General features: G+C 65.9%; 25 protein-coding genes and 1 other RNA gene. 20 read left to right on the forward strand and 6 right to left on the reverse strand.

The window, feature by feature from the left end:
* Nucleotides 1–48: 48 nt before the first annotated feature.
* The 5 genes from EMQ25_RS01375 to tkt form a co-directional block, all read right to left on the reverse strand.
* Nucleotides 49–1,074: a class I fructose-bisphosphate aldolase gene (locus EMQ25_RS01375; protein WP_127186760.1), complete on the reverse strand. Its 1,026-nt coding sequence runs from the start codon at nucleotides 1,072–1,074 to the stop codon at nucleotides 49–51.
* A 98-nt stretch (nucleotides 1,075–1,172) separates the two neighbouring features.
* Complete coding sequence (locus tag EMQ25_RS01380; RefSeq protein ID WP_127186761.1) at nucleotides 1,173–2,381, reverse strand: phosphoglycerate kinase; 1,209 nt, start codon at nucleotides 2,379–2,381, stop codon at nucleotides 1,173–1,175.
* Between the two features lie 51 nt (nucleotides 2,382–2,432).
* Nucleotides 2,433–2,981: a putative glycolipid-binding domain-containing protein gene (locus tag EMQ25_RS01385; protein WP_127186762.1), complete on the reverse strand. Its 549-nt coding sequence runs from the start codon at nucleotides 2,979–2,981 to the stop codon at nucleotides 2,433–2,435.
* A gap of 5 nt (nucleotides 2,982–2,986) precedes the next feature.
* On the reverse strand, nucleotides 2,987–3,994 hold the full coding sequence (gene gap, locus EMQ25_RS01390) for a type I glyceraldehyde-3-phosphate dehydrogenase (protein WP_127186763.1): 1,008 nt from the start codon (nucleotides 3,992–3,994) through the stop codon (nucleotides 2,987–2,989).
* Between the two features lie 50 nt (nucleotides 3,995–4,044).
* Nucleotides 4,045–6,024, reverse strand: a complete 1,980-nt coding sequence (gene tkt / locus EMQ25_RS01395) for a transketolase (protein WP_127186764.1) — start codon at nucleotides 6,022–6,024, stop codon at nucleotides 4,045–4,047.
* A 221-nt stretch (nucleotides 6,025–6,245) separates the two neighbouring features.
* Here tkt and EMQ25_RS01400 point away from each other — a divergent pair, with 221 nt between their 5' ends.
* From EMQ25_RS01400 to EMQ25_RS01435, 8 genes are all read left to right on the forward strand, one after another.
* Nucleotides 6,246–6,527 carry a DUF4164 family protein gene (locus tag EMQ25_RS01400; RefSeq protein ID WP_127186765.1) on the forward strand — a complete coding sequence of 94 codons (282 nt, stop codon included), beginning with the start codon at nucleotides 6,246–6,248 and terminating at the stop codon, nucleotides 6,525–6,527.
* Between the two features lie 18 nt (nucleotides 6,528–6,545).
* Nucleotides 6,546–6,935 carry a cell division protein ZapA gene (locus EMQ25_RS01405; protein WP_244606472.1) on the forward strand — a complete coding sequence of 130 codons (390 nt, stop codon included), beginning with the start codon at nucleotides 6,546–6,548 and terminating at the stop codon, nucleotides 6,933–6,935.
* Between the two features lie 51 nt (nucleotides 6,936–6,986).
* A complete protein-coding gene (locus EMQ25_RS01410; protein WP_127186767.1) occupies nucleotides 6,987–7,247 on the forward strand; it encodes a type II toxin-antitoxin system ParD family antitoxin in 261 nt (86 codons plus the stop codon).
* A complete protein-coding gene (locus EMQ25_RS01415; protein ID WP_127186768.1) occupies nucleotides 7,237–7,524 on the forward strand; it encodes a type II toxin-antitoxin system RelE/ParE family toxin in 288 nt (95 codons plus the stop codon). Before EMQ25_RS01410 ends, EMQ25_RS01415 begins: the two co-directional genes overlap by 11 nt.
* 40 nt (nucleotides 7,525–7,564) lie before the next feature.
* Nucleotides 7,565–7,723, forward strand: a non-coding RNA gene (ssrS, locus tag EMQ25_RS01420) — 6S RNA.
* 24 nt (nucleotides 7,724–7,747) lie between these two features.
* On the forward strand, nucleotides 7,748–8,359 hold the full coding sequence (locus tag EMQ25_RS01425; protein WP_204569801.1) for a 5-formyltetrahydrofolate cyclo-ligase: 612 nt from the start codon (nucleotides 7,748–7,750) through the stop codon (nucleotides 8,357–8,359).
* Nucleotides 8,356–9,171 (forward strand): TIGR00282 family metallophosphoesterase, encoded by an 816-nt coding sequence (locus EMQ25_RS01430; protein ID WP_127186770.1) that lies wholly within the window; start codon nucleotides 8,356–8,358, stop codon nucleotides 9,169–9,171. Before EMQ25_RS01425 ends, EMQ25_RS01430 begins: the two co-directional genes overlap by 4 nt.
* A gap of 72 nt (nucleotides 9,172–9,243) precedes the next feature.
* On the forward strand, nucleotides 9,244–9,990 hold the full coding sequence (locus EMQ25_RS01435) for a YebC/PmpR family DNA-binding transcriptional regulator (RefSeq protein ID WP_127186771.1): 747 nt from the start codon (nucleotides 9,244–9,246) through the stop codon (nucleotides 9,988–9,990).
* A gap of 9 nt (nucleotides 9,991–9,999) precedes the next feature.
* Here the strand turns inward: EMQ25_RS01435 and EMQ25_RS01440 are convergent, their stop codons facing one another.
* On the reverse strand, nucleotides 10,000–10,785 hold the full coding sequence (locus EMQ25_RS01440; RefSeq protein ID WP_127186772.1) for a GGDEF domain-containing protein: 786 nt from the start codon (nucleotides 10,783–10,785) through the stop codon (nucleotides 10,000–10,002).
* A 149-nt stretch (nucleotides 10,786–10,934) separates the two neighbouring features.
* Between EMQ25_RS01440 and ruvC the strand changes: the two genes are divergently transcribed.
* From ruvC to ftsH, 12 genes are all read left to right on the forward strand, one after another.
* Nucleotides 10,935–11,438 carry a crossover junction endodeoxyribonuclease RuvC gene (ruvC, locus tag EMQ25_RS01445; protein ID WP_127186773.1) on the forward strand — a complete coding sequence of 168 codons (504 nt, stop codon included), beginning with the start codon at nucleotides 10,935–10,937 and terminating at the stop codon, nucleotides 11,436–11,438.
* Entirely contained in the window at nucleotides 11,435–12,052 is a 618-nt protein-coding gene (gene ruvA, locus EMQ25_RS01450; RefSeq protein WP_127186774.1) for a Holliday junction branch migration protein RuvA, read from the forward strand. Before ruvC ends, ruvA begins: the two co-directional genes overlap by 4 nt.
* A 22-nt stretch (nucleotides 12,053–12,074) precedes the next feature.
* On the forward strand, nucleotides 12,075–13,121 hold the full coding sequence (ruvB, locus tag EMQ25_RS01455) for a Holliday junction branch migration DNA helicase RuvB (protein WP_127186775.1): 1,047 nt from the start codon (nucleotides 12,075–12,077) through the stop codon (nucleotides 13,119–13,121).
* Nucleotides 13,118–13,513 (forward strand): tol-pal system-associated acyl-CoA thioesterase, encoded by a 396-nt coding sequence (gene ybgC / locus EMQ25_RS01460; RefSeq protein WP_127186776.1) that lies wholly within the window; start codon nucleotides 13,118–13,120, stop codon nucleotides 13,511–13,513. The genes ruvB and ybgC overlap by 4 nt, the downstream gene beginning before the upstream one ends.
* A gap of 196 nt (nucleotides 13,514–13,709) precedes the next feature.
* Entirely contained in the window at nucleotides 13,710–14,414 is a 705-nt protein-coding gene (tolQ, locus tag EMQ25_RS01465; RefSeq protein WP_127187304.1) for a protein TolQ, read from the forward strand.
* Nucleotides 14,414–14,863 (forward strand): protein TolR, encoded by a 450-nt coding sequence (tolR, locus tag EMQ25_RS01470; RefSeq protein WP_127186777.1) that lies wholly within the window; start codon nucleotides 14,414–14,416, stop codon nucleotides 14,861–14,863. The genes tolQ and tolR overlap by 1 nt, the downstream gene beginning before the upstream one ends.
* A gap of 7 nt (nucleotides 14,864–14,870) precedes the next feature.
* A complete protein-coding gene (locus EMQ25_RS01475; protein WP_127186778.1) occupies nucleotides 14,871–15,992 on the forward strand; it encodes a hypothetical protein in 1,122 nt (373 codons plus the stop codon).
* Between the two features lie 21 nt (nucleotides 15,993–16,013).
* Nucleotides 16,014–17,324, forward strand: coding sequence for a Tol-Pal system beta propeller repeat protein TolB (gene tolB, locus EMQ25_RS01480; RefSeq protein WP_127186779.1), 1,311 nt, complete (start codon nucleotides 16,014–16,016; stop codon nucleotides 17,322–17,324).
* A 226-nt stretch (nucleotides 17,325–17,550) separates the two neighbouring features.
* Nucleotides 17,551–18,036: a peptidoglycan-associated lipoprotein Pal gene (gene pal, locus EMQ25_RS01485; RefSeq protein WP_127186780.1), complete on the forward strand. Its 486-nt coding sequence runs from the start codon at nucleotides 17,551–17,553 to the stop codon at nucleotides 18,034–18,036.
* A 191-nt stretch (nucleotides 18,037–18,227) separates the two neighbouring features.
* Complete coding sequence (gene ybgF, locus EMQ25_RS01490; RefSeq protein WP_127186781.1) at nucleotides 18,228–19,256, forward strand: tol-pal system protein YbgF; 1,029 nt, start codon at nucleotides 18,228–18,230, stop codon at nucleotides 19,254–19,256.
* Nucleotides 19,244–20,245 (forward strand): tRNA lysidine(34) synthetase TilS, encoded by a 1,002-nt coding sequence (gene tilS / locus EMQ25_RS01495; protein ID WP_127186782.1) that lies wholly within the window; start codon nucleotides 19,244–19,246, stop codon nucleotides 20,243–20,245. Before ybgF ends, tilS begins: the two co-directional genes overlap by 13 nt.
* Before the next feature lie 106 nt (nucleotides 20,246–20,351).
* Complete coding sequence (gene ftsH / locus EMQ25_RS01500) at nucleotides 20,352–22,283, forward strand: ATP-dependent zinc metalloprotease FtsH (protein ID WP_127186783.1); 1,932 nt, start codon at nucleotides 20,352–20,354, stop codon at nucleotides 22,281–22,283.
* The last annotated feature ends 87 nt before the right edge of the window (nucleotides 22,284–22,370 follow it).

The following is a 22,370-nucleotide window of genomic DNA, read 5'->3' on the forward strand; positions in this document are numbered from 1 at the left end:
TTGGGATGCGCCCCCCCGAGAGGTCAGTCAGAACAAGCGCAGAGGCTGTCAGGCCGCGAGGTCGATGTCGCGGCGCCACTGGCCGAGCGAGGCCAGCGAATTCATGCGCGCGCGATGGGCGAAGGCTTCCTGCGCAGGCGCGAAATTCTCGCGCTTTCCGTTCCAGGTGCGCAGCGCGACGTTCTGCAGCGCCCGACCATAGGAGAAGGTGAGGTGCCAGGGCATGTTGCCGATCTCGTTCATGGCCGAGAGGTGGGCGGTCGCCTCCTCGTCGGTCTGGCCGCCGGACAGGAACGCGATGCCGGGGACGGCGGCGGGCACGAACTGCAGGAGCGTCTCGCGCGTCTTGCGGGCGACTTCGTCGACGCTGGGCTTGTCCCCGGCGCGATGACCGGCGAGCACCATGTTGGGCTTCAAAAGCATGCCCGAGAGATCAACGCCCGCGAGGCGCAACTCCTTGAACACGGTCTCGAGCGTTTCGCCGGTGACGTCCTGGCAGCGCTGGATCGAGTGGTCGCCCGGCTCGCCATCGGCAAGCACCTCGGGCTCGACCACCGGCACGATGCCTGCTTCCTGGCAGAGGCTGGCATAGCGGGCGAGTGCATGGGCATTGGCGCGGATGTTATTGCGGGTCGGCGCGGTCTCGTTGATCGTGATGACGCCACGCCATTTGGCAAAGCCAGCGCCAAGGGACGCGTAATGGGCGAGGCGCTGGCGCAGGCCATCGAGTCCCTCGGTGATCTTCTCGCCATCCGAGCCCGGCATGGGGAAGGCGCCGCGATCGACCTTGATGCCGGGAACCACATCGGCTTCGGCGAGCAGGGTGCGGAAGGGCGTGCCGTCCATTGCGGACTGCTCGAGGGTCTCCTCGGTGAGGATGACGCCGGAGATATAGTTGGTCATCGCGTCGGTCGCGCGGAACAGCATTTCGCGATAGTCGCGACGCAACTCGAGGTTCGAATCGAGCCCGATGGATGCGAAGCGCTTGGCGATCGTGGGTTCGGACTCGTCGGCGGCAAGGATGCCCTTGCCCGGCGCGACGAGCTTTTGTGCGATAGCGTTCAGTGACGCCATAAGTCGGTCTCCCACATGTCTTGGCACTAATCTGGATTTGGTGCCGGAGAATAGGTACTTGAATGGTACAATGCGATTAGACGTTCGGCGGATGTTGGTTAGGGGTTAGCCCTCAGCGCCTCGACGCCGGGCAGCGCCTTGCCTTCCATCCATTCGAGGAACGCGCCGCCGGCAGTGGAGACGTAGGTGAACTGGTCCTTGACCCCGGCATGGGCAAGGGCGGAGACGGTGTCGCCGCCCCCCGCGACCGAAACCAGCTTCCCCGCCTTGGTGCGGCGCGCGACATGCCGGGCGATCTCGACGGTGCCGGTGTCGAACGGGGTGAGCTCGAAGGCGCCGAGCGGGCCGTTCCAGACGATGGTGGCCGCTTCGTCGATGGCGCCCTTGATGCGCTCGATCGAAGCGGGGCCGACATCGAGGATCATGCCGTCCGGGTCCATGGCGTCGAGCCCGTAATGGCGATGCGGCGCATTGGCTTCGAAATGCCAGGCGACCGTGGCATCGACCGGCAGGATGATCGTGCAGCGCGCGGCCTCGGCCTTTTCCATGATGCGGTTGGCGGTTTCGGCGAGGTCCTTTTCGGCGAGCGACTTGCCGATGGAAAGGCCCAGCGCATGGATGAAGGTGTTGGCCATGCCCCCGCCGATGACGAGCGCCTCGACCTTGCTCACGAGATTTTCGAGCAGATCGATCTTGGAGGAGACCTTGGCGCCGCCGACGAGAGCGATCACGGGCTTTTTGGGCTTGCCGAGCCCGGCCTCGAGCGCCTCGAGCTCAGCCTGCATGGCGAGGCCCGCGGCGCTGGGGAGCAGGTGGGCGATCGCTTCGGTCGAGGCATGGGCGCGATGGGCGGCGGAGAAGGCGTCATTGACGAACACGTCGCCAAGGCTCGCCATGCGCTCGGCAAGCGCCCGATCATTGGCTTCTTCGCCAGGGTGGAAGCGGGTGTTCTCGAGAATGAGGATGGAGCCTTCGGGCGCGGAGGCGATCGCCGCATCGGCACGAGACACGTCGGTCCAGTCGGTCTCGATGAAGCCGACCTGGTGGCCGGTGACTTCGGCAACCGCCGAGGCGACCTGTTCGAGCGAGAAGGCCGGGTCGACCTTGCCCTTGGGGCGGCCGAAATGGGAGAGGAGGATCGCCTTGCCGCCGGTCTTGGTGATCTCACGGATGGTCGGCACGGCACGCTCGATGCGCGTGGTGTCGGTGACCTTGCCATCCTGGACCGGAACGTTGAGATCGACCCGCAGCAGGACGCGCTTGCCCGAGAGGTCGAGATCACCGAGGGTCTTGAAATGCGTGCTCATAAACTGCTCCCGCCAAATCGCTCGTCGCGCTCATGCAAGCCTATAGAGGGATCAGGAGCGAGTGAAAAGCGGCGGATAGTCGAGAACAAGCCCATCGGGATCGAAGGCGATCTCGGCGGCGAAGTCGCCATCTCCCGACTCATAGCGAAACAGCGTGTCCGAAAGCCTGGTGTAAATCTGGACGTCGCGCCGGACGCCGAGATCGGGCAGATCGATATAGGCCATCTCCAGGCGCCGGGGCTCGCCGATGACCCAATCGGAGATGCGGCGGACGGGCAGGGTGTTGGTGAAGGGTGAGCCCGAAAGATCGATGTCGACGCACCCGGCAAGTTCGGGCAGGCCGGTGCTAGATTGGTACCACGCGCCGTCCCGGTCGCGCGACAGGATCAGCATCACGCCGCTATCGGTCTGGATCACCGCGGTTTCGAAGGTCCAGTCGGGCGTGAGGTTGATTTCGTAGCTGAGGGCAAACTGCCGGCCTGCATCCTCGCCGATGAGATTGCCGCGCGCCTTGATGACGTGACCCCAATCGCTCAGCCGCAAATGCTCGAGGCCGCCCGATGCGAGCGGCCTCCAGCGTATAGTGCGGTTAAGGGGCATGCCCCTTAGAGGGTCTTAGCGAACGCCACTGCCGTGTCGCTCATCCGGTTCGAGAAGCCCCACTCATTGTCGTACCAGGACAGGATGCGCACGAAGGTGCCTTCCATGACCTTGGTCTGGTCCATGTGGAAGACCGAAGAATGCGGATCGTGGTTGAAGTCCGTCGAAACGAGCTTCTCGGTCGTATAGCCGAGGACGTTCTTGAGCCGGCCATCGGCTGCCGAACGGATCGCCTCGTTGATCTCTTCGACCGAAGTGGACTTCTTGGCGATGAACTTGAAGTCGACAACCGAAACGTTCGGGGTCGGCACGCGGATCGAGGTGCCATCGAGCTTGCCGTTGAGCTCGGGCAGAACGAGCCCGACGGCCTTGGCGGCGCCGGTGGTCGTCGGGATCATCGAGAGCGCAGCGGCGCGGGCCCGATAGAGATCCTTGTGCATGGTATCGAGCGTCGGCTGGTCGCCGGTATAGGAGTGGATGGTCGTCATGAAGCCCTTTTCGATGCCGACGGCCTCGTTGAGGACGTAGGCGACCGGAGCAAGGCAATTGGTGGTGCAGGACGCGTTCGAGATGACGACGTGATCGGAATTCAGCTTGTCGTGGTTGACCCCGTAGACGACCGTAAGGTCGGCGCCGTCGGCGGGGGCGGAGACGATCACCTTCTTGGCGCCGGCTGCAAGGTGCGCCGAGGCCTTTTCCTTGCTGGTGAAGATGCCGGTGCATTCGAGGACGATCTCGACGCCCATAGCGGCATGCGGAAGGTCGGCCGGATTGCGCTCTGCAGTCACCTTGATCGGGCCGCGGCCGACATCGATGGTGTCGCCATCGACCTTGACCGTGCCGGGGAACCTGCCATGCACACTGTCATAGCGGATGAGGTGCGCATTGGTCTCGACCGGGCCGAGATCGTTGATGGCGACGACCTCGATATCCGTGCGGCCGGATTCAATGATGGCGCGCAGGACGTTGCGGCCGATGCGGCCGAACCCATTGATCGCGACGCGAACAGCCATGGATTGCTCCTTGAGGGCAGGGGAAGGGAAAAGGCGGAAACGCCGCTCTCTTACAACTGTGCGTGGACGGCTTCAACAATCGCTTTGCCGGTGATGCCGAAGAACGCGTAGAGGTCCTCGGCCTTGCCGCTGGCGCCGAACCCGGTCATGCCGACGAACCGTCCGCGATCCCCGAGCAGCTTGCCCCACGAGAGGCCGATGCCCGCTTCGATCGCGACGCGCGCCTTGGCGTTGCCGATGAGATCGGTGCGATAGGCATCGGATTGCTCGGCGAGCAGTTCGAGCGAGGGCACCGAGACGACGCGGGCCGATATGCCTTCGGCCTCGAGCAGTTCGCGGCCTTCGAGCGCGATGGCGACTTCGGAGCCCGTGGCAAAGATCACCGCATCCGCATCGGCCGGGCCGGCGAGGGAATAGGCGCCGCGGGCGCTCTTGTTTTCCATCACATATTCGGTGCGCACGGTGGGCAGGTTCTGCCGGCTGAGCGCGAGGACGGACGGGCGGGTGGTCTGCTCGAGCGCGATCTGCCAGCACTCGAGCGCCTCGACGGCGTCGGCGGGGCGCATAACGAGCAGGTTCGGAATGGCGCGGAGCGCAGCGAGGTGCTCGACCGGCTGGTGGGTCGGGCCGTCTTCGCCCAGCCCGATGGAATCATGGGTCATCACATAGACGACGCGCTGGCCCATGAGCGCGGAAAGCCGGATCGAGGGGCGCGCATAGTCGGTGAAGACGAGGAAGGTGCCGCCATAGGGGATGAGCCCGCCATGGAGCGCGACGCCGTTCATCGCAGCGGCCATGCCGTGCTCGCGAATGCCGTAGTGCATGTAGCGGCCGGTGCGGTCGGTGGCGGTGAAGGGCTTGGTCTGGGAGGTGTTGGTGTTGTTGGAGCCGGTCAGGTCGGCCGAGCCGCCCAGCGTCTCGGGCACGACGCCGTTGATCACCTCGAGGGCGTTCTGGCTCGACTTGCGGGTCGCGACCTTGGGCTTTTCCTCGGCGAGCTTGCGCTTGAAGGCATCGATGGCCTCGGGGAAAGCGGCGGGCAGTTCGCCCAGCATCCTGCGGGTGAATTCGTCGCGCAGTTCCGGGGCAGCGCCGGCGAGCCTGTCGGCCCATTCGGCGTGGGTCTGCTTGTGGCGCGCGCCGGCGGTGCGCCAGGCGCCGACGATTTCGGTCGGAACCTCGAAGGCCGGGTAGTCGATGCCGAGCGCCTGCTTGGCGCCGGCCAGTTCCTCGGCCCCGAGGGGGGAGCCATGGACACCGGCGGTCCCCGCCTTTTTGGGGGCGCCATAGCCGATGGTGGTCTTGGCTGCGACGAGGGTCGGGCGGTCGCTCGCCTTGGCAGCGAGCAGCGCCTCCTCGATGGCGACGGGATCATGGCCGTCGATCTCGATCGTGTTCCAGCCGGAGGCCTTGAAGCGCGTGATCTGGTCGGTGGAATCGGCGTTCGAAACCTTGCCGTCGATGGTGATGCCGTTGTTGTCCCAGATGACGACGAGCTTGTTGAGGCCGAAATGGCCCGCCATCGAGATCGACTCCTGGGAAATGCCTTCCATCAGGCACCCGTCGCCCGCGAGCACCCAGGTATGGTGGTCGACGAGCTCGGTGCCGAACTCGGCCGCGAGCTTGGCTTCAGCGAGCGCCATGCCGACGGCATTGCCGAGCCCCTGGCCGAGTGGGCCGGTGGTGGTCTCGATGCCATGGGCGAAGTGAAACTCGGGATGGCCGGCGGTCTTGGAGTTCAGCTGGCGGAAGCGCTTGACCTGGTCGAGCGTCATGTCCTCGTAGCCGAGGAGGTAGAGGCTCGCATAGAGCAGCATTGAACCATGACCGGCCGAGAGCACGAAGCGGTCGCGATCGGCCCATTTGTGATCGGCCGGATCGAACTTCATGACCTTGGTGAAGAGTACCGTCGCGATGTCCGCGCAGCCCATGGGCAGGCCCGGATGGCCCGAATTGGCGGCTTCCACCGCATCCATGGCGAGGGAACGGATGGCGTTGGCCATGTCGGCGTGGGTCACTTGCTCGGTCATCTGTTGCTCTTTCTGGCGGTCTCGTCGGCGGCCGGAGCGCCTCGGAACAGGCGGAAAAGCCGGCTTTGCGCCTCCTCCGGAGGCCGGGACGAGCCATAACAGTTTCCGCCCTGCTGTCAATGTTGGCGGGTCCGGACGCCCGGGCGACGCGGTTGCCTCACCAAGGGGCGGCGGCCTATGATCAAGGACCGGATTCGGCCGGTGCGCATCGAGGGCGATAAGTGAGCGAGCAGAGCAGCGAGGAAAGCTTCGAGGCCGCCGCGCAGCGGTTCGAGCGGGCGATGAGCCGGCTCGAGGCCAGCGTGCGCAGCCTCAATGGACGCATGCGCGCCCATGCCAGGATCGAGGCGGATACCCAGAAGCTCGTCGCCGAGCGCGCCAAGTTCGCGAACGAACTGGAAAAGGTGAGCGCCAAGGCGCGCCGGCTCGACGACAGCGCTCATGAAGTGTCGCGCCGGCTCGTCGATGCAATGGAGCAGGTCCGCGAGGTCCTTGCCAAATAGGAGACGGCCTTGCCCGAGGTGAATGTCGAGATCAATGGCCGGAAATATCGCATGGCCTGCGAGGACGGACAGGAAGAGCACCTGCTCGCGCTCGCGGGACGGTTCAATGCGAGCATCGAGGCGCTCAAGGGCAGTTTCGGCGAGATCGGCGACAACCGGCTGACGGTGATGGCGGGAATTGCCGTGCTCGACGAGCTGCAGGAGGCGGAAAGGCGCATCGCACGGCTTCAGCACGACATTGCAGAGCTGACCGAGGCGGGGGAGGCGCTCGCCAATGAGGCGGGCGAGCTCGAACATAAATTCGGTAAGCGCATGGCCGAGGCGGCCCGGAAGATCGAGGCGATCGCGAGCGCCATCGACGAAGCAGGCGCAGGGGCCGCGCCGACCCAGGAGAATGGCAGGCTTTGACAAGGTTTGTCATGGCGGGATAGGCTCGGGCCTCGAACCGAGGAGGCCAGTATGGCGACGATGAACGTCTCGCTGCCCGATGCGATGAAGCAATGGGTGGAGGAGCAAGCAGCGACCGGCCGCTATTCCAACGCCAGTGACTATGTCCGCGACCTTATCCGGCGCGACCAGGAACGCGGCGCCGCAATCGCGGAGATGCGGGCGCTTATCGATGAAGGTCTAGCCAGCGGGATGAGCGACAAGACCATCGCCGATATCAAGCGCGACGTACGCAAAGAACTTGGCATCGACGACACCTCGGATGCGGCCTAGATATTCCGCGACCGCTGCGCGAGACCTCGCGCGGATCTATCGCCAGAGCATACTGGAGTACGGGCTGGCGCAGGCTGACCGCTATCTGGCTGGGCTGGAGGAGGCGGTGGCAGGACTGTGCCAGCATCCCGAGTCAGCGCCGCTACGGCCCGAGCTTCGGAGCGGAGTGCGGCTGCGTCCGTACGGCGTGCATCTGATTGCCTATAAGGCGATCGATAGCACGCTGCTGGTTGTCAGGGTGATCCATCAGCGTCAGGATTTGATGAAGCGCCTTTAGCGTTTCGCCTTTGCACCTGCCTCCGTGGCGCACTATATTGGTCGGGCTGCCCGGTGCGTGATGGACCATCATTTCCCCGGGGCCTTATCGATCCTTAAGGGAGCTGTCCCTGACCGGACCCGTGGGTCCGGACACACGGCGCCCACCTACTTGTGTAGGTTCCCGGGATCGCATGTCCCACGGCCGTGGCGGCACCTGTTTTTCCTTGATGCAAAGCTCCTTCTTGACCGACATCGCATTCGAAGCCGAGAAGGCCCTGCTGCGCGACCGGGCGCGCGCGCAGCGGGCCCGGATCTCCACAGGCGACCGGGCCGCCGCAGCCCGCGCCGCTGCCAGCCATTTCGGCGAGGGCGTCGAGGTTCCGCCCGATGCGGTGGTCGCGCTCTACTGGCCGATCCGCGACGAGATCGACTGTCGGCCCCTGCTTGCCAGGCTGATGGATGGGGGGCAGGCGGTGTGCCTGCCGGTCGTGGAAGGCGATGACGCACCCCTGTTGCTGCGATTGTGGGAGGCGGGGACGCCGCTCTATCCCTCTGGCTTTGGCACGCTCGCGCCGGTCGAGACCGCGCCCGTCGCAGTGCCCGACATCATGGTCATCCCGCTTCTCGGCTTTGATCGCATGGGCACCCGGCTCGGCTATGGGCGCGGCTATTACGACCGCACGATCGCGAACCTGCCGCGCCGCCCGCTGCTCGTGGGATATGCGTTTGCCGCCCAGGAAGTGCCCGCCATTCCCCGCGCGCCCCATGACGTGCCGCTCGATCTTATCGTCACCGAGCATGGCGTGCGGCGCTTTGCGAGGCCGGCGGACGCGGAACCGGAGCCTTCCTCATGAGACTGCTCTTTCTCGGCGATGTCGTCGGCCGGTCAGGCCGCGACGCGATCACGGCACGGCTCCCCGGACTGATCGAGCGCCATCGGTTCGATTTCGTCGTCGTCAATGGCGAGAATGCGAGCCATGGCCGCGGGCTGACCGAGAGCCATTTCGCGGACCTGCGCGCTGCGGGCGCCGATGTCGTGACGCTCGGCGATCACGCCTTCGACCAGCGCGATACGCTGTCCTACATTGCCCGCGAGGATACGCTGGTGCGTCCGATCAACATGGCCGAGGGCACGCCGGGCCGTGGCGCCAGCTTCATCGAGAGCCGGGGCGGGCATCGCGTGCTCGTCGTCAACGCGCTCGGGCGGGTATTCATGGGGCCGATCGACGATCCGTTCCGGGCGGTGGAGGCGGCGGTTGCGGCCTGCCCGCTCGGGGAGCAGGCCGATGCGATCATCGTCGATTTCCATACCGAGGCGACCTCGGAAATCCAGGCCATGGGCCATTTCCTCGATGGACGGGTCAGCCTTGTCGTCGGCACGCACACCCATATCCCGACCGCCGACCATCGCATCCTGCGCGGGGGCACGGGACTGATGGCGGATGCCGGCATGTGCGGGGATTTCGACAGCGTGATCGGGGTCGAGACCGACGAGCCACTCAACCGGTTCCTCACCGGTGTCCCGCAGGGCCGGTTCACGCCTGCCGAGGGCGAGGCGACGCTTTGCGGGGTGGCGATCGAGACCGATCCTCGCACCGGGCTCCTGGTCAATCTGGCCCCGCTCCGTGTCGGCGGGACGCTCGCCGAGGCGCTGCCGGGCTTCTGACATCTTCACATCGGGTCGGGCTTTGCCTATAACCCGCGACCGACCCCCACAAATCATGACAAGGGACGATAAATGGCCGGCCACAGCCAATTCAAGAACATCATGCACCGCAAGGGCCGGCAGGATGCGGCACGGTCCAAGCTGTTTTCCAAGCTGGCGCGCGAGATCACCGTGGCCGCGAAGGCCGGCGTGCCCGACCCCTCGATGAACGCGCGCCTGAGGCTGGCGGTGACCAATGCGCGCTCGCAGTCCATGCCCAAGGAAAACATCGACCGGGCGATCAAGAAGGCCTCCGGGGCCGATGGCGAGAGCTATGACGAGATCCGCTATGAAGGGTATGGCCCGGGCGGGGTGGCGGTGATCGTCGAAGCGCTGACCGATAATCGCAACCGCACGGCCTCCAACGTCCGCTCGACCTTCTCCAAGAATGGCGGGGCGCTCGGGGAAACCAATTCGGTCGCCTTCATGTTCGACCGGGTGGGCGAGATCGTCTACCCCGCCAGCGTCGGGGATGCCGATACGGTCATGGAAGCCGCGATCGAGGCAGGCGCCGACGACGTCGTCAGCGACAAGGACGGTCACACCATCTACTGCGCCTTCGAGGCGATGAACGAGGTTTCGAGCGCGCTCGAGACGGCGCTCGGGGAAGCGGAATCGGTCAAGGCGATCTGGAAGCCGCAGAACAACGTGCCGGTCGACGCCGAAAAGGGCGCAACGCTGATGAAGCTGATCGGCATTCTCGACGAGGATGACGACGTGCAGAACGTCTATGCCAATTTCGAGATGAGCGAAGAGGACATGGCCAAGCTGGCCGAGTGATCTCTCGCGTCAGGCCGCGTTCAGTATGGGCGAGACCGCGATGCGGTTTCGCCCTTTCTGTTTGGCCTCGTAGAGCCGCCGATCAGCCTCGCGGAAGAGGTCCTGAAAACTGATCGGGCGATCAAAGATCGCGCCGCCGACGCTGACCGAAAGCCGGAGCGCCGTGCCATGGGGCTCGAACTCGGTGGTGTTGACGCTCTGGCGGATGCGCTCGGCCACCGCCTCGGCATTGAGGGCGCTCGAACCGGGCAGGAATATCCCGAACTCCTCGCCGCCGATCCGCCCCACAATGTCGGCCCCGCGCAACGTGCCCTTGATCGACTGGGCGATGAGCTTGAGCGCCTCGTCCCCGCAATCATGGCCGTAATTGTCGTTGATGACCTTGAAGTTGTCGGCATCGACGACGAGCAGCGCGCCGCGGGCGCGGCTCTCTTCATTGCGCACATCTTCGAGATAGGCATCGACCAGCGTCGTGAAGGCACCCCGGTTCAGTACCGAAGTCAGGCTGTCGGTCGAAGCGTAGATTTCCATCTGATGATGGGCGATCGCAAGGTCGCGCATACGGCTCGAGAAGAAGTAGAAAAGGGGCCCCGCAATCAGCAGCGGCACGACGATGTCGAAGACGATGGCCCGATTGCGGGCTTCCTCATCGAGCAGCACAAAGTTGAAGCTGTCGAGATAGAGAGCCGCAAGAATGCACCCGATGGTGCCCCCGACCGTCCACAGGACGACGCGGCCATGGCCGCGGGCGGAGAAATCGATCCTGCCGAAAAAACCGGTGCGCTCTGCTTTCATGCCGGCTCTATAACCGGCAAGGGTTGACGATCGGTCAATCAGGCCTCGGATTTTGAGACGATCGAGGCAAAAGTGATCGGGATGGAAGGAGTTGCCGGTTTGTTCACTTTTCGCTGTCTAGGGTCCGGCGGCTCGACTAGGGTGCGCACATGACCGAAACCACGCGAATCATCGGGATCGATCCCGGCCTCAGGCGTTGCGGCTGGGGGGTGATCGAAAGTACGGGCAACCGGCTCGCCTTCATCGCCTGCGGCACGGTGACCCCGCCGATCGACCTGCCGCTCGCCGAGCGACTTTCGCTGCTCAATGCGGGGCTGCGCGACCTCATCGACGAGTATGGCCCGGACGAGGCGGCGGTCGAGGAGACCTTCGTCAACAAGGGCGCGCGCTCGGCGCTGACGCTGGGGCAGGCGCGCGGCGTGGCGCTGATGACGCCGGCGTCGATGGGGGTGCGGGTGGAAGAATATGCGGCCAACCTGGTCAAGAAATCGGTGGTGGGGACCGGGCATGCCGACAAGGCGCAGATTCAGATGATGATCGGGATCCTGCTGCCCTCCGCAAAGGTGGCCGGTGCCGATGCGGCCGATGCGCTTGCCATCGCCATCTGCCACGCCCACCATCGGGTGCACCGGCAGCGCCTGGTGCAGGCATGATCGGCAAGCTCAAGGGGCTGATCGACGGCTTCGGCGACGATCACGTGCATGTCGACGTCAATGGCGTCGTCTACGAAGCCTTCTGCTCGGGACGCACGCTTTCGGGCCTGCCGCGGGTGGGCGAGGCGGCCGTGCTCCATATCGAGATGATCGTGCGCGAGGACATGATCCGGCTCTATGGCTTTGCCAGTCCCGCCGAGAAAGCCTGGTTCAACATATTGATGGATGTGCAGGGGGTGGGCGCACGCGTGGCGCTCGCCATTCTCTCGACCCTGTCGCCGGCCGAACTTTCGAGCGCCATCGCGCTCGGCGACAAGGCCATGGTCGGGCGCGCTTCGGGCGTCGGCCCCAAGCTCGCGACGCGTATCGTGACCGAGCTCAAGGGCAAGGTGCCCGACACCGGCGTCGTGGAGCCGGGCGTGCTCGGCCTGCAGACGGCGCTGGGGGAGGGCGTCGCCCGCTCGGCGATCGCCGATGCGGTTTCGGCGCTCGTCAATCTGGGGTATTCGAGCGCGCAGGCCTCCGCCGCCATGGCGCGGATCGTCGCCCGCGAGGGCGAGGATCTGCCGACCGACAAGCTGATCCGGCTGGGCCTGCGCGAGCTCAGCGCCTGAGTTGCAAACGCAAGGACATTCCGTGGCCGAAAGCCTGACTTCCGCATCCGCAGACCGCGATGGCGAACTCGATGTGAGCCTGCGCCCGTCCGGCTTTTCGGAGTTCATCGGGCAGGCGGCCGCCAGGGCCAATCTCGAAGTGTTCATCAAGGCCGCCCGGCAGCGGGGCGCGGCGCTCGACCATGTGCTCTTCGTGGGGCCGCCGGGGCTTGGCAAGACGACGCTGGCGCAGATCATCGCGCGCGAACTCGGGGTCGGGTTTAGGGCCACGTCGGGCCCGGTGATTGCCAAGGCGGGGGACCTCGCCGCGCTGCTCACCAATCTCGAGGATCGAGACGTTCTCTTTATCGACGAGATCCACCGGCTCAATCCGGCGATCGAGGAGGTGCTCTACCCGGCGATGGAGGATTTCCAGCTCGATCTCATCATCGGGGAGGGGCCGGCGGCGCGCAGCGTCAGGATCGATCTGGCCAAATTCACGCTCGTCGGGGCGACGACGCGCGCGGGGCTGCTGACGACGCCGCTGCGCGATCGCTTCGGCATACCGGTGCGGCTCAATTTCTATACCCCCGAGGAGCTCGTGATGATCGTCGAGCGCGGTGCGCGGCTGATGGGGGTGGGGATGACCGCTGACGGCGCGATGGAGGTGGCGCGCCGCTCGCGGGGCACACCCCGCATTGCCGGCCGGCTGCTGCGGCGGGTGACCGATTTCGCCCTTGTCGACGGGGCGGCGGAGATCACAAGGACGATCGCCGACAAGGCCTTGCTGCGGCTCGATGTGGATGCGCGCGGGCTCGACCAGCTCGACAGGCGCTACCTCAAGCAGATCGCCGAGCATTATGGCGGCGGCCCCGTGGGGATCGAGACGATTGCCGCGGCGCTCTCGGAACCCCGGGACGCGATCGAGGAGATCGTCGAGCCCTATCTCATCCAGCAGGGCTTCATCCAGCGCACGCCGCGCGGCCGCATGCTGACCGCGGCCGCTTTCCAGCACATGGGCTATGCGGTGCCACAGGGGTTTTCGGGGGTTCAGGCGACACTGTTCGAAGATCCCGAGGGCGAGCCGTGAGCGAAGAGCACCGGTTCCCCGTCCGCGTCTATTTCGAGGACACGGATTTTTCCGGAAACGTCTATCACGCCGCCTATCTCAAATTCTGCGAGCGCGGGCGGACCGAGTGGCTGCGGTCGCTCGGCATGCATCATTCCGAGCTTCTGAAGACCGGCATCGTCTTTGCGGTGCGGGCAATGACCATCGATTTTCTCGCCCCGGCACGGATCGATGACCGGCTCGAGATCGCCACCCGGCTCGAGACGCTGGGCGGAGCGCGGATCGGGCTCATTCAGGAGGTGCGGCGCGAGGACGCCGTCCTCACGCAGGCGTCGGTGACGGTGGTTGCGATGCGCATGGGAGACGGGCGGCCGGTGCGCATTCCCGAAGTCTTGCGGTCGCGGCTCGGCTAGGGCTCACTTCTGCGCGATCATTCTGGCTTGAGTCATTTCTTAACCTTGCGTTGACCATAATCGGCCCATAGCGAAAAGCCGGGAGCCGAAGCGCCGGAATTCCGGGACTTTTCTCTTAAATTTGACGTATTTCGCCCCCATCGCAGCCCGCTTGCGGGCAGAGGTGGCGAACCGAAAGGACGGGTGCATGGAAGCCGTGGAGACTGTGGCGCAGGTCGCGCCGCATGCGGATCTGTCGATCTGGGGATTGTTCTGGGCCGCCGACTGGGTGGTGAAATCGGTCATGCTGGGCCTGGTCGGCGCCTCGGTCTGGTGCTGGGCGATCATCGTGGACAAATCCATGCATTACGGCCGCATGCAGCGCGAGATGAACCGCTTCGAGCGCGTCTTCTGGTCCGGCCAGTCGCTCGAGGAACTCTACCAGCAGATGTCCGAGCGCCCCTCGATGGGTCTCGGCGCGGTGTTCGTTGCGGCCATGAAGGAGTGGAAGCGCAGCCATGAGCAGAACGCTTCGAGCTTCATCGGCATTCAGGCGCGCCTCGAAAAGGTGCTGGACGTGGCGATCGCGCGCGAGAGCGAGGGGCTCGAGCGGCGGCTCGGCTTCCTCGCGACGGTGGGGTCGGCGGCGCCATTCATCGGCCTCTTTGGCACGGTATGGGGCATCATGAACGCCTTCACCGCCATCGCCGCATCCTCGAGCACCAATCTCGCCGTCGTCGCGGGCCCGATCGCCGAAGCGCTGTTTGCGACGGCCATCGGCCTCGTCGCAGCTATCCCGGCGGTCATCGCCTACAACAAGCTCTCGGGCGACGCCAACAAGATGATCGGGCGGCTCGAAGGCTTCGCCGATGAGTTCTCCACGATCCTCTCGCGTCAGCTCGAAGCCCGGGGGCGCCAGTAATGGGCATGTCGGTCGGAGGCGGAGGCGGCGGCAATCGCCGCCGTGGCCGCAGGCGCGGCGGCAACGCCATCATGAGCGAGATCAACGTCACGCCGCTCGTCGACGTGATGCTCGTGCTGCTGATCGTCTTCATGGTCGCGGCGCCGATGATGACGGTGGGCGTACCCATCGACCTGCCCCAGAGCCAGGCCAGGCAGATGAACACCGAAGCCCAGCCGATCACGGTTTCGGTCACCCCGGACGGTCAGGTCTGGATCGGCGAGGACGTGGTGCCGATCGAGCAACTGGTCGCGCAGGTCAATACGCTGACCACGAACGGCACCGAGGACCGCATCTATGTGCGCGGCGATACATCGGCCGATTACGGATCGGTCATGCGGGTGATGGGCCTGCTGTCTGGCGCCGGATATTCACGCATCGGGCTCATCACCCAGCAGGAACAGCAGTAGGAGCCCAATGAAACTCGGGCTGACGGTATCGACGACGGCGCATGTGGCGCTTCTGGCTCTTGGGCTCGTCAGCCTGGGCTGGACGCAGCCGTTCGAGCCGACGCAGGTCGATTCCATTGCGGTCGACCTCGTGCCCATCGAGGAGTTCTCCAACATCCGCATGGGTTCGCTGCAGAGTGAAATCGTAGAGACCCAGACGCCGTCGCTCGTCGAATCCGAGGTTCCGGCCGAGCTCGCCGAACCCACCGGCAATACCGAGCAGGACCAGGTGACGCCCGAGGAAACGGCGACGCCCACGCCGGCGCCGACCGTCAACACCGCGCCCGAGCCGATCCCGGAGCCCGAACCCGAACCGGTCCCCGCGCCGCCTACGCCGCCGCAGCCCGCGACGCGCCCGACGCCGCCCCCGCCGGCACCCGAGCCAGAGCCCGCACCGGCCCCCGAGCCGGCTCCGGCGCCTGAACCCGAACCCGAGCCGGCGCCCGAGCCCGAACCGGATCCGACGCCCGAACTGGCGTCCCCCGAGCCATCGCCCGAGCCGGCCGTCGCCGCCCCGAGACCGGTGCAGCGCACCGCCGCCCTCGACCAGCGCCGGCAGGAATTCCAGCGCCGCCAGCAGCAGGAAGCCGAGAACCGGCAGCAGGCCGAGGCGCAGGAGCGCGAGGCCGCCGAGCGACGTCGGCGCGAGGAAGAGGAACGCAGGCGTGCCGAAGCGCAGCGCCAGGCCGATGCCGCGCGCGAGGCCGACCGCATTTCCGACATCATAAACAACGAAACATCGCGCGGTGCGACCACCGGGCAGGGCGGAACGCCGACGCTCGGCCGGGCGGATGGGCGGTCGGCGCGGCTCACCCAGTCCGAACTGGACGGGCTGATCGGGCAGATCAAGCAATGCTGGAACCTGCTGCCCAGCGAGATGGATAGCGGGCTCAGCGTGCGGCTGCTGGTCAATCTCGGGCAGGATGGCAGCGTGGTGGGCACACCGCAGGTGACCCAGCAGGATGCGTCCCCTGCGGGCGGCTCGATGGCGCGGGCGGCGCAGCGGGCTGTGATGCAGTGCGGGCCCTATCGCCTTGCGGCGGAAAAATATGAAGAATGGCGGCAGATCGATGTGCTTCTGCGGCCCTGATGGAATTGATGGAGAGTGACCATGAACCTGCTTACGCGCAGAAACGCGCTCAAACTGGGTCTGGCCGGTTCGGCGCTGCTCGCGACCGGCAGCCAGGCCCTGGCGCAATTGCAGATCATCGTGGAGGGCGCGAACTTCCAGCCGCTCCCGATCGCCATTCCCGACTTCGCCTCCGCCGATCCGGCGTTCGGGGCCGAGATCGCGGACATCGTGCGCAACAATCTGCGCCGCTCGGGTCTTTTCGTGCCGCTCGATCCGGCGAGCCTGCCCAGCCGCGTCGGTGACGTCCAGTCGACGCCCGATTTTGCGACTTATCGCGCCGCCAATATCGATGCGCTGGTGATGGGGCAGGTGGAGCGTGGGGCGCAGATCCAGTCCTCGGTAAGGGTGTGGGACACCCAGCAGGCCCTGCAGGTGGTCGGTCGCTCCTATGGCACCGATGCGCAGGCCTACCGGCGCGTCGCGCACATCATTTCGGACGCGATCTACGAAGCGCTGGCCGGCGAGACCGGGTATTTCGACAGCCGCGTCGTCTATGTCTCGGAAACCGGCCCCAAGGCCAACCGCACCAAGCGCCTCGCCATCATGGACCAGGACGGCGCGAACGTGCAGTACATCACCTCGGGCCGGAGCCTCGTTCTGACGCCGCGCTTCTCCCCGACGAGCCAGCAGCTCACTTATCTCAACTACGAGAGCGGCAATCCGCAGGTCTATCTGCTGGACCTCGCCTCGGGCAACCAGCAGCGGCTTGGCAGCTTCGGCCAGATGAGCTTTGCGCCCCGTTTCTCCCCGGATGGCCGCACGGTGGCCTTCTCGGTGGAACAGGGCGGTTCGACCAACATCTATGCGCTGCCGATCGGAGCGAGCCAGCCGGCCCAGCTGACGAGCGGGGCGGCGATCGACACCGGTCCCTCCTATTCGCCCGATGGCAGCCGGATCGTCTTTGAATCGGACCGCGGCGGCAATCCGCAGCTTTATGTGATGAGTGCCAGCGGCGGCGGCGCGCAGCGCATCAGCTATGGGCAGGGGAGCTATTCGACGCCGGTCTGGTCACCCAAGGGCGACAACATCGCGTTCACCCGCATGTCGGGCGGGCAGTTCCAGATCGGCATCATGAAGCCGGACGGGTCGGGCGAGCGCGTGCTGGTTTCGAGCTTCCACGCGGAGGGGCCGACCTGGGCACCCAATGGCCGTGTCATCATGTTCTTCCGCGATCCGGGCGGGGATGCCGGGCCGCAGCTTCATTCGGTCGATATCTGGGGCCGCAACGAGCAGCGCATTCCCACCGAGAGCTTCGCGTCCGATCCGGCATGGTCGCCGCTGCGGACCTGATCGGCAGGGCGTGACGGGCGGGCAAGAGGCCCGTCCGCCCGCCCGATCTTTACCATGGCCAGAGGCCGATTGGCGGAGTTGCCAAAGTGCAACAGCGCCGAACCACCCGGATTCCAGCCACATTTGGGCCAGAGTTGCGAATAATTAACCGTGCTGGACAACGCGGCCTTAAGGTAACGCGCGGTAAAAACATCCTTAGATTTAGTTCCTTGGGAGAAAGATCCTGATGCGTTCCCTGACGCCAATCTTCGGCTTTCTGCGCGGGCTCGCGCTGATCGTCCTCGTCGTCGCCGTGGCGGCCTGTTCGCGTACGCCGGCGACCGGCGTCGGCAATCTCGGCCCCGGTGGCGGTGCACCCGGCAGCCAGCAGGAGTTCCTGGTCTCCGTCGGCGACCGCGTGTTCTTCGAGACCGACTCGTCCTCGCTCACCGCGACGGCGCAGGACACGCTGAACAAGCAGGCCGCCTGGCTCAACCAGTACACCAATTACCGCATCCTCATCGAAGGCCATGCCGACGAGCGCGGCACGCGCGAATACAACATCGCCCTGGGTGCACGCCGCGCCTCGGTGGTGGTGAATTACCTTGTCTCGCGCGGGGTCCAGGCCAACCGGATCACCTCGCAGTCCTTCGGCAAGGAGCGCCCGGTGGCCATCTGTAACGACATCTCGTGCTGGTCGCAGAACCGGCGCGCGGTGACCGTGGTCCAGTAAGGTCAAGCCGGGGCGGGGGCCCCGGACCCGATGCGAAGCGCGGCAGCCCTGCAGCGCTTCGGATACTGGAGGCATAAGGCGCCGGCGACCCTGCAAATGGTCGCCGGCGCTTTGTTTTCACCAAATTTACTTCCTAATGAGAACCGGCCGATTTTACTGTGGCCGGCGTTCGTGGTTGACGGAGACCCCAAGTGACCCATCCCCCAATTCCCATCCGCAAGAGCGGGCCCGTGCTGGCGCTGGCCGCCATGCTCATGATGAGCACAGGCGCGATGGCCGCGACCGGCCAGTCGCCCTTTGGCGAGGCTCCGGCCGCTGCGGCCGCGCCGCGCATTCATGTGGCCCAGAGCGCCGAGGCCGCCCAGCTCGCGCTCCGGATCCAGCAGCTCGAAGAGCAGATCCGCAATCTCACCGGCCAGATCGACGGGCTGCAATTCCAGCTGACGCAGATGCAGACGCTGATCGAGCGCCAGACCGAAGACAACGAGTTCCGCTTCCAGCAGCTGGAAGGCGGTGCGGCGGGAAAAACTGAGGCGGCAACCCAGTCCGGCGGCGCGATGCCGTCCGGGGCGTTGCCGCAGGACCAAAATGGCGAAACCACGCTCGATATCCCCGAGGAGGGCGTGCTGCCGCTCCCCGGGGAGATGGAGTTCGATCCCAATTTCGACGGGCCGGGCGGTGGACCGATCGAAGATGATCTGGGCGAATCGCGCGACCCGATGCTCAACGGTGGTCCGGAGCGGCCGCTGGGCGTGATGACCGAGGGGGCGCTCGATGCCTTCGGTCCGGGCCCGCTCGATCTGACGCTTCGCGAAGGCGGTGCGTCGGATCCCGATGCCGACGCGCAGTATCAGGCAGGCTATGACGCGATCGTGCGCGGCGATTACGATTTCGCCGAGGAGCAGTTCCGGCAGTTCGTGGCGCTCTATCCCCGCGATCCGCAGGCGCCCGACGCCACCAACTGGCTCGGCGAGGCCCTGCTTGCCCGCCAGGCCTATGGGGAGGCGGCCGACGTGCTGTTGACCGGGTTCCAGAATTATCAGGACACCCCTCGCGCGCCCGATCTGCTGCTCAAGCTGGGCGTGGCGCTGATCGGTGCGGGCGAGAACGAGGCGGCCTGCCGCACGCTCGCCGAAGTGCCGCGGCGCTTCAGCGCCCTGTCGCCGGCATTCCAGACGCGGCTGGCCCAGGAGCAGGCGCGCGCGCAGTGCCCGCTCTAGAGAGCGTCGAGCCCGATTTTTCGGCGCTCGAGACCGAACGCTGCATCGGCCTCGCCGTGTCGGGCGGGGCCGACAGCCTCGCGCTGATGATCCTTGCGCAGCGCTGGGCGGATGCGCAGCCCGATGGGCCGCGGCTCGTCGTCTACTCGGTCGATCACGGCCTTCGCGCGGAAGCTGCGGGCGAGGTGCGGGCGGTGTGCGAAATGGCCGCCCGTCTTGGTCTTTCCGCAAGGGCTCTGCGGTGGGATGAGCCGAAACCCTCCAGCGGCATACAGGCGGCGGCGCGGCGCGCGCGCTACCGGCTGATCGGCGCGGCGATGAAGGCCGATGGCGTCACTTGGCTCGCGACCGGGCATCATCTCGAGGACCAGGCAGAAACGGTGCTGATGCGGCTCGCCCATGGCAGCGGGCTCGAAGGGCTCCGCGGCATGGACGCGCTTACGGTGGTAGAGGACGTCCAGGTCGTCCGGCCGCTGCTGGGGGTGCCGCGGGAGCGGCTGCGGGCGGTGGTGGACGCGGCGGGCTTTACGCCATTCGAGGATCCTTCGAACGCGGACACGCGCTTTGAGCGCGTGCGGTGGCGCGAGGCGATGCCTGCGCTTTCAGCCCTCGGGCTCGATCCGGGGACGCTGGCGCGGTTCTCCCGTCGGGCCGGGGAAGCCGATCTTGCGCTCCGCCACTGCGCCGAGGAGGCCTTCAAGGCGCATGTGGCGCGGGAGGAAGCCGGGCTTTCCATCGCACGGGACTCGTATGCGGCTCTGCCGCGCGCGATTGCGGTCCGTCTGCTCGGGGCAATGCTCGCCGAACTCGGCGACCCGCACAAAGTCCGGCTTCTCGCGCCGGTCGAACGGCTGGCGACGAAACTGCAGGACGAGGGCGACTTTCCGGCGGTGACCCTTCACGGATGTCGTATCGCGATCCGGAAGGGGCGCATCCACGTAGCGAGAGAAGCCGGCCGGCTCCGACCCGAGCGCGTCCAAAGCCGTTAAGGGTGCGGTCGGGTCGCAGGGCGTTGCCCTTGTAACGCCTCAAAGCCGGCCTTACATTCCCGCCAAACCGGCGTTCTCCTTCGCGCCGCCTTCCAGGACAGGATTGATGAACGTCAATTTTCGCAATTTCGCCATCTGGCTGGTCGTGCTGTTCATGCTCATGGGCCTGTTCCAGGTGTTCCAGTCGTCCACCCGGTCCATCTCAGTCGCCGACAAGAGCTACAGCCAGTTCGTTTCCGATGTCGATGCGGGGCGCGTGACCAGCGTCACCATCACCGAGAACGTCGTTACCGGCACGCTCAATGACGGCACGCGTTTCGAGACCGTGCTGCCCCAGGGCGCCGACATCGTCAATCGCCTCGAGGAGCGCGGCATCTCGATCACGGCGCGTGCGCCCGAATCGAGCCCCTTCTGGTCGATCCTGCTTTCGAGCTGGCTGCCCTTCCTCGTCATCATCGGCGTCTGGTTCTTCTTCATTCGCCAGATGCAGGGCGGGGGCCGCGGCGGCGCGATGGGCTTTGGCAAGTCGCGTGCGAAGCTCCTGACCGAAACGCACGGCAAGGTAACCTTCGAGGACGTAGCGGGCGTCGACGAGGCCAAGCAGGATCTCGAGGAGATCGTGGAATTCCTGCGTGACCCCGGCAAGTTCCAGCGGCTCGGCGGGCGCATCCCGCGTGGCGTGCTTCTCGTCGGCCCTCCGGGCACCGGCAAGACGCTGCTCGCGCGGTCTGTCGCGGGCGAGGCCAATGTTCCGTTCTTCACCATTTCGGGCTCTGACTTCGTCGAGATGTTCGTCGGCGTCGGCGCGAGCCGCGTGCGCGACATGTTCGAGCAGGCGAAGAAAAATGCCCCTTGCATCATCTTCATCGACGAAATTGACGCCGTCGGCCGGCATCGTGGTGCGGGTCTGGGTGGCGGCAATGACGAGCGCGAGCAGACGCTGAACCAGCTGCTCGTGGAGATGGATGGCTTCGAGGCCAATGAGGGGATCATCCTCATCGCCGCGACCAACCGTCCCGACGTGCTCGATCCGGCGCTGCTGCGTCCGGGCCGCTTCGACCGCCAAGTCGTCGTCCCCAATCCCGACGTCATGGGCCGCGAGCGCATCCTCAAAGTGCATATCCGCAAGGTGCCGCTGGCGCCCGACGTCGACCTCAAGGTTCTGGCACGCGGCACACCGGGCTTTTCGGGCGCGGACCTCATGAACCTCGTCAACGAGGGCGCGCTTCTGGCGGCGCGGCGCAACAAGCGCTTCGTGACCATGGCGGAGTTCGAGGACGCCAAGGACAAGCTGATGATGGGTGCCGAGCGGCGCACGCTGTCGCTCACCGAAGAGGACAAGAAGCTCACCGCCTATCACGAGGCCGGCCATGCGCTGCTCGCGATCAAGATGGACGCCTCCGACCCGATCCATAAGGCCACCATCATTCCGCGCGGACGTGCGCTCGGCATGGTCATGCGCCTGCCCGAGCGGGATGCGGTTTCGCTGACGCGGCGGAAGTGCTTTGCCGACCTTGCCGTCGCCATGGGTGGCCGCGTGGCCGAAGAGGAGATCTTCGGCTATGACAAGGTGACCTCCGGTGCTTCGGCGGACATCAAGATGGCAACGGGCCTGGCTCGGGCCATGGCGACCGAGTTCGGCATGTCCGATCGGCTTGGGCCGCTGCTTTATGGCGATGCGCAGGACGAGGTGTTTCTCGGGCGCTCGATGATGCAGCGCAACACCAATCTCTCGGATGAAACCCAGAAGCTGGTCGATGCCGAGGTGAAGCGCTTTGTCGAAGAGGGCTACCAGACCGCGCAGACGGTGATCCGCGAGAACATCGATGATCTGCACCGGATCGCCCAGGCGCTCATCGAATACGAGACCCTGACCGGCGACGAGATCCGGGGCCTCATGGACGGCAAGACGCCGGTTCGCGAGACCGAGGCGGACGCCGCGCCCAAGGGCACCGGCGTGCCGAGTGCCGGCAAGGCGCCGCGCAAGCGCTCCGGGGACGCGCCCGATACCGGGCTCGAGCCGCAGCCGGAGAGCTGAGATCATCGAAACGACCAGGGCCGCCCTTCGGGGCGGCCTTTTCGTATCTGACGACGCTCACCGTTTTTTAGCCCCGATGTGGCAGTA

The sequence above is a fragment of the Arsenicitalea aurantiaca genome, from assembly GCF_003994485.1.
In the GTDB taxonomy this organism is placed as follows: domain Bacteria; phylum Pseudomonadota; class Alphaproteobacteria; order Rhizobiales; family Devosiaceae; genus Arsenicitalea; species Arsenicitalea aurantiaca.

Coding starts and splice junctions, on each gene's coding strand:
- EMQ25_RS01375 (WP_127186760.1), bottom strand. CDS start 1,074: ATGGCGTCACTGAACGCTATCGCACAAAAGCTCGTCGCGCCGGGCAAG.
- EMQ25_RS01380 (WP_127186761.1), bottom strand. CDS start 2,381: ATGAGCACGCATTTCAAGACCCTCGGTGATCTCGACCTCTCGGGCAAG.
- EMQ25_RS01385 (WP_127186762.1), bottom strand. CDS start 2,981: ATGCCCCTTAACCGCACTATACGCTGGAGGCCGCTCGCATCGGGCGGC.
- gap (WP_127186763.1), bottom strand. CDS start 3,994: ATGGCTGTTCGCGTCGCGATCAATGGGTTCGGCCGCATCGGCCGCAAC.
- tkt (WP_127186764.1), bottom strand. CDS start 6,024: ATGACCGAGCAAGTGACCCACGCCGACATGGCCAACGCCATCCGTTCC.
- EMQ25_RS01410 (WP_127186767.1), top strand. CDS start 6,987: ATGGCGACGATGAACGTCTCGCTGCCCGATGCGATGAAGCAATGGGTG.
- EMQ25_RS01415 (WP_127186768.1), top strand. CDS start 7,237: ATGCGGCCTAGATATTCCGCGACCGCTGCGCGAGACCTCGCGCGGATC.
- EMQ25_RS01430 (WP_127186770.1), top strand. CDS start 8,356: ATGAGACTGCTCTTTCTCGGCGATGTCGTCGGCCGGTCAGGCCGCGAC.
- EMQ25_RS01435 (WP_127186771.1), top strand. CDS start 9,244: ATGGCCGGCCACAGCCAATTCAAGAACATCATGCACCGCAAGGGCCGG.
- EMQ25_RS01440 (WP_127186772.1), bottom strand. CDS start 10,785: ATGAAAGCAGAGCGCACCGGTTTTTTCGGCAGGATCGATTTCTCCGCC.
- ruvC (WP_127186773.1), top strand. CDS start 10,935: ATGACCGAAACCACGCGAATCATCGGGATCGATCCCGGCCTCAGGCGT.
- ruvA (WP_127186774.1), top strand. CDS start 11,435: ATGATCGGCAAGCTCAAGGGGCTGATCGACGGCTTCGGCGACGATCAC.
- tolR (WP_127186777.1), top strand. CDS start 14,414: ATGGGCATGTCGGTCGGAGGCGGAGGCGGCGGCAATCGCCGCCGTGGC.
- EMQ25_RS01475 (WP_127186778.1), top strand. CDS start 14,871: ATGAAACTCGGGCTGACGGTATCGACGACGGCGCATGTGGCGCTTCTG.
- tolB (WP_127186779.1), top strand. CDS start 16,014: ATGAACCTGCTTACGCGCAGAAACGCGCTCAAACTGGGTCTGGCCGGT.
- pal (WP_127186780.1), top strand. CDS start 17,551: ATGCGTTCCCTGACGCCAATCTTCGGCTTTCTGCGCGGGCTCGCGCTG.
- ftsH (WP_127186783.1), top strand. CDS start 20,352: ATGAACGTCAATTTTCGCAATTTCGCCATCTGGCTGGTCGTGCTGTTC.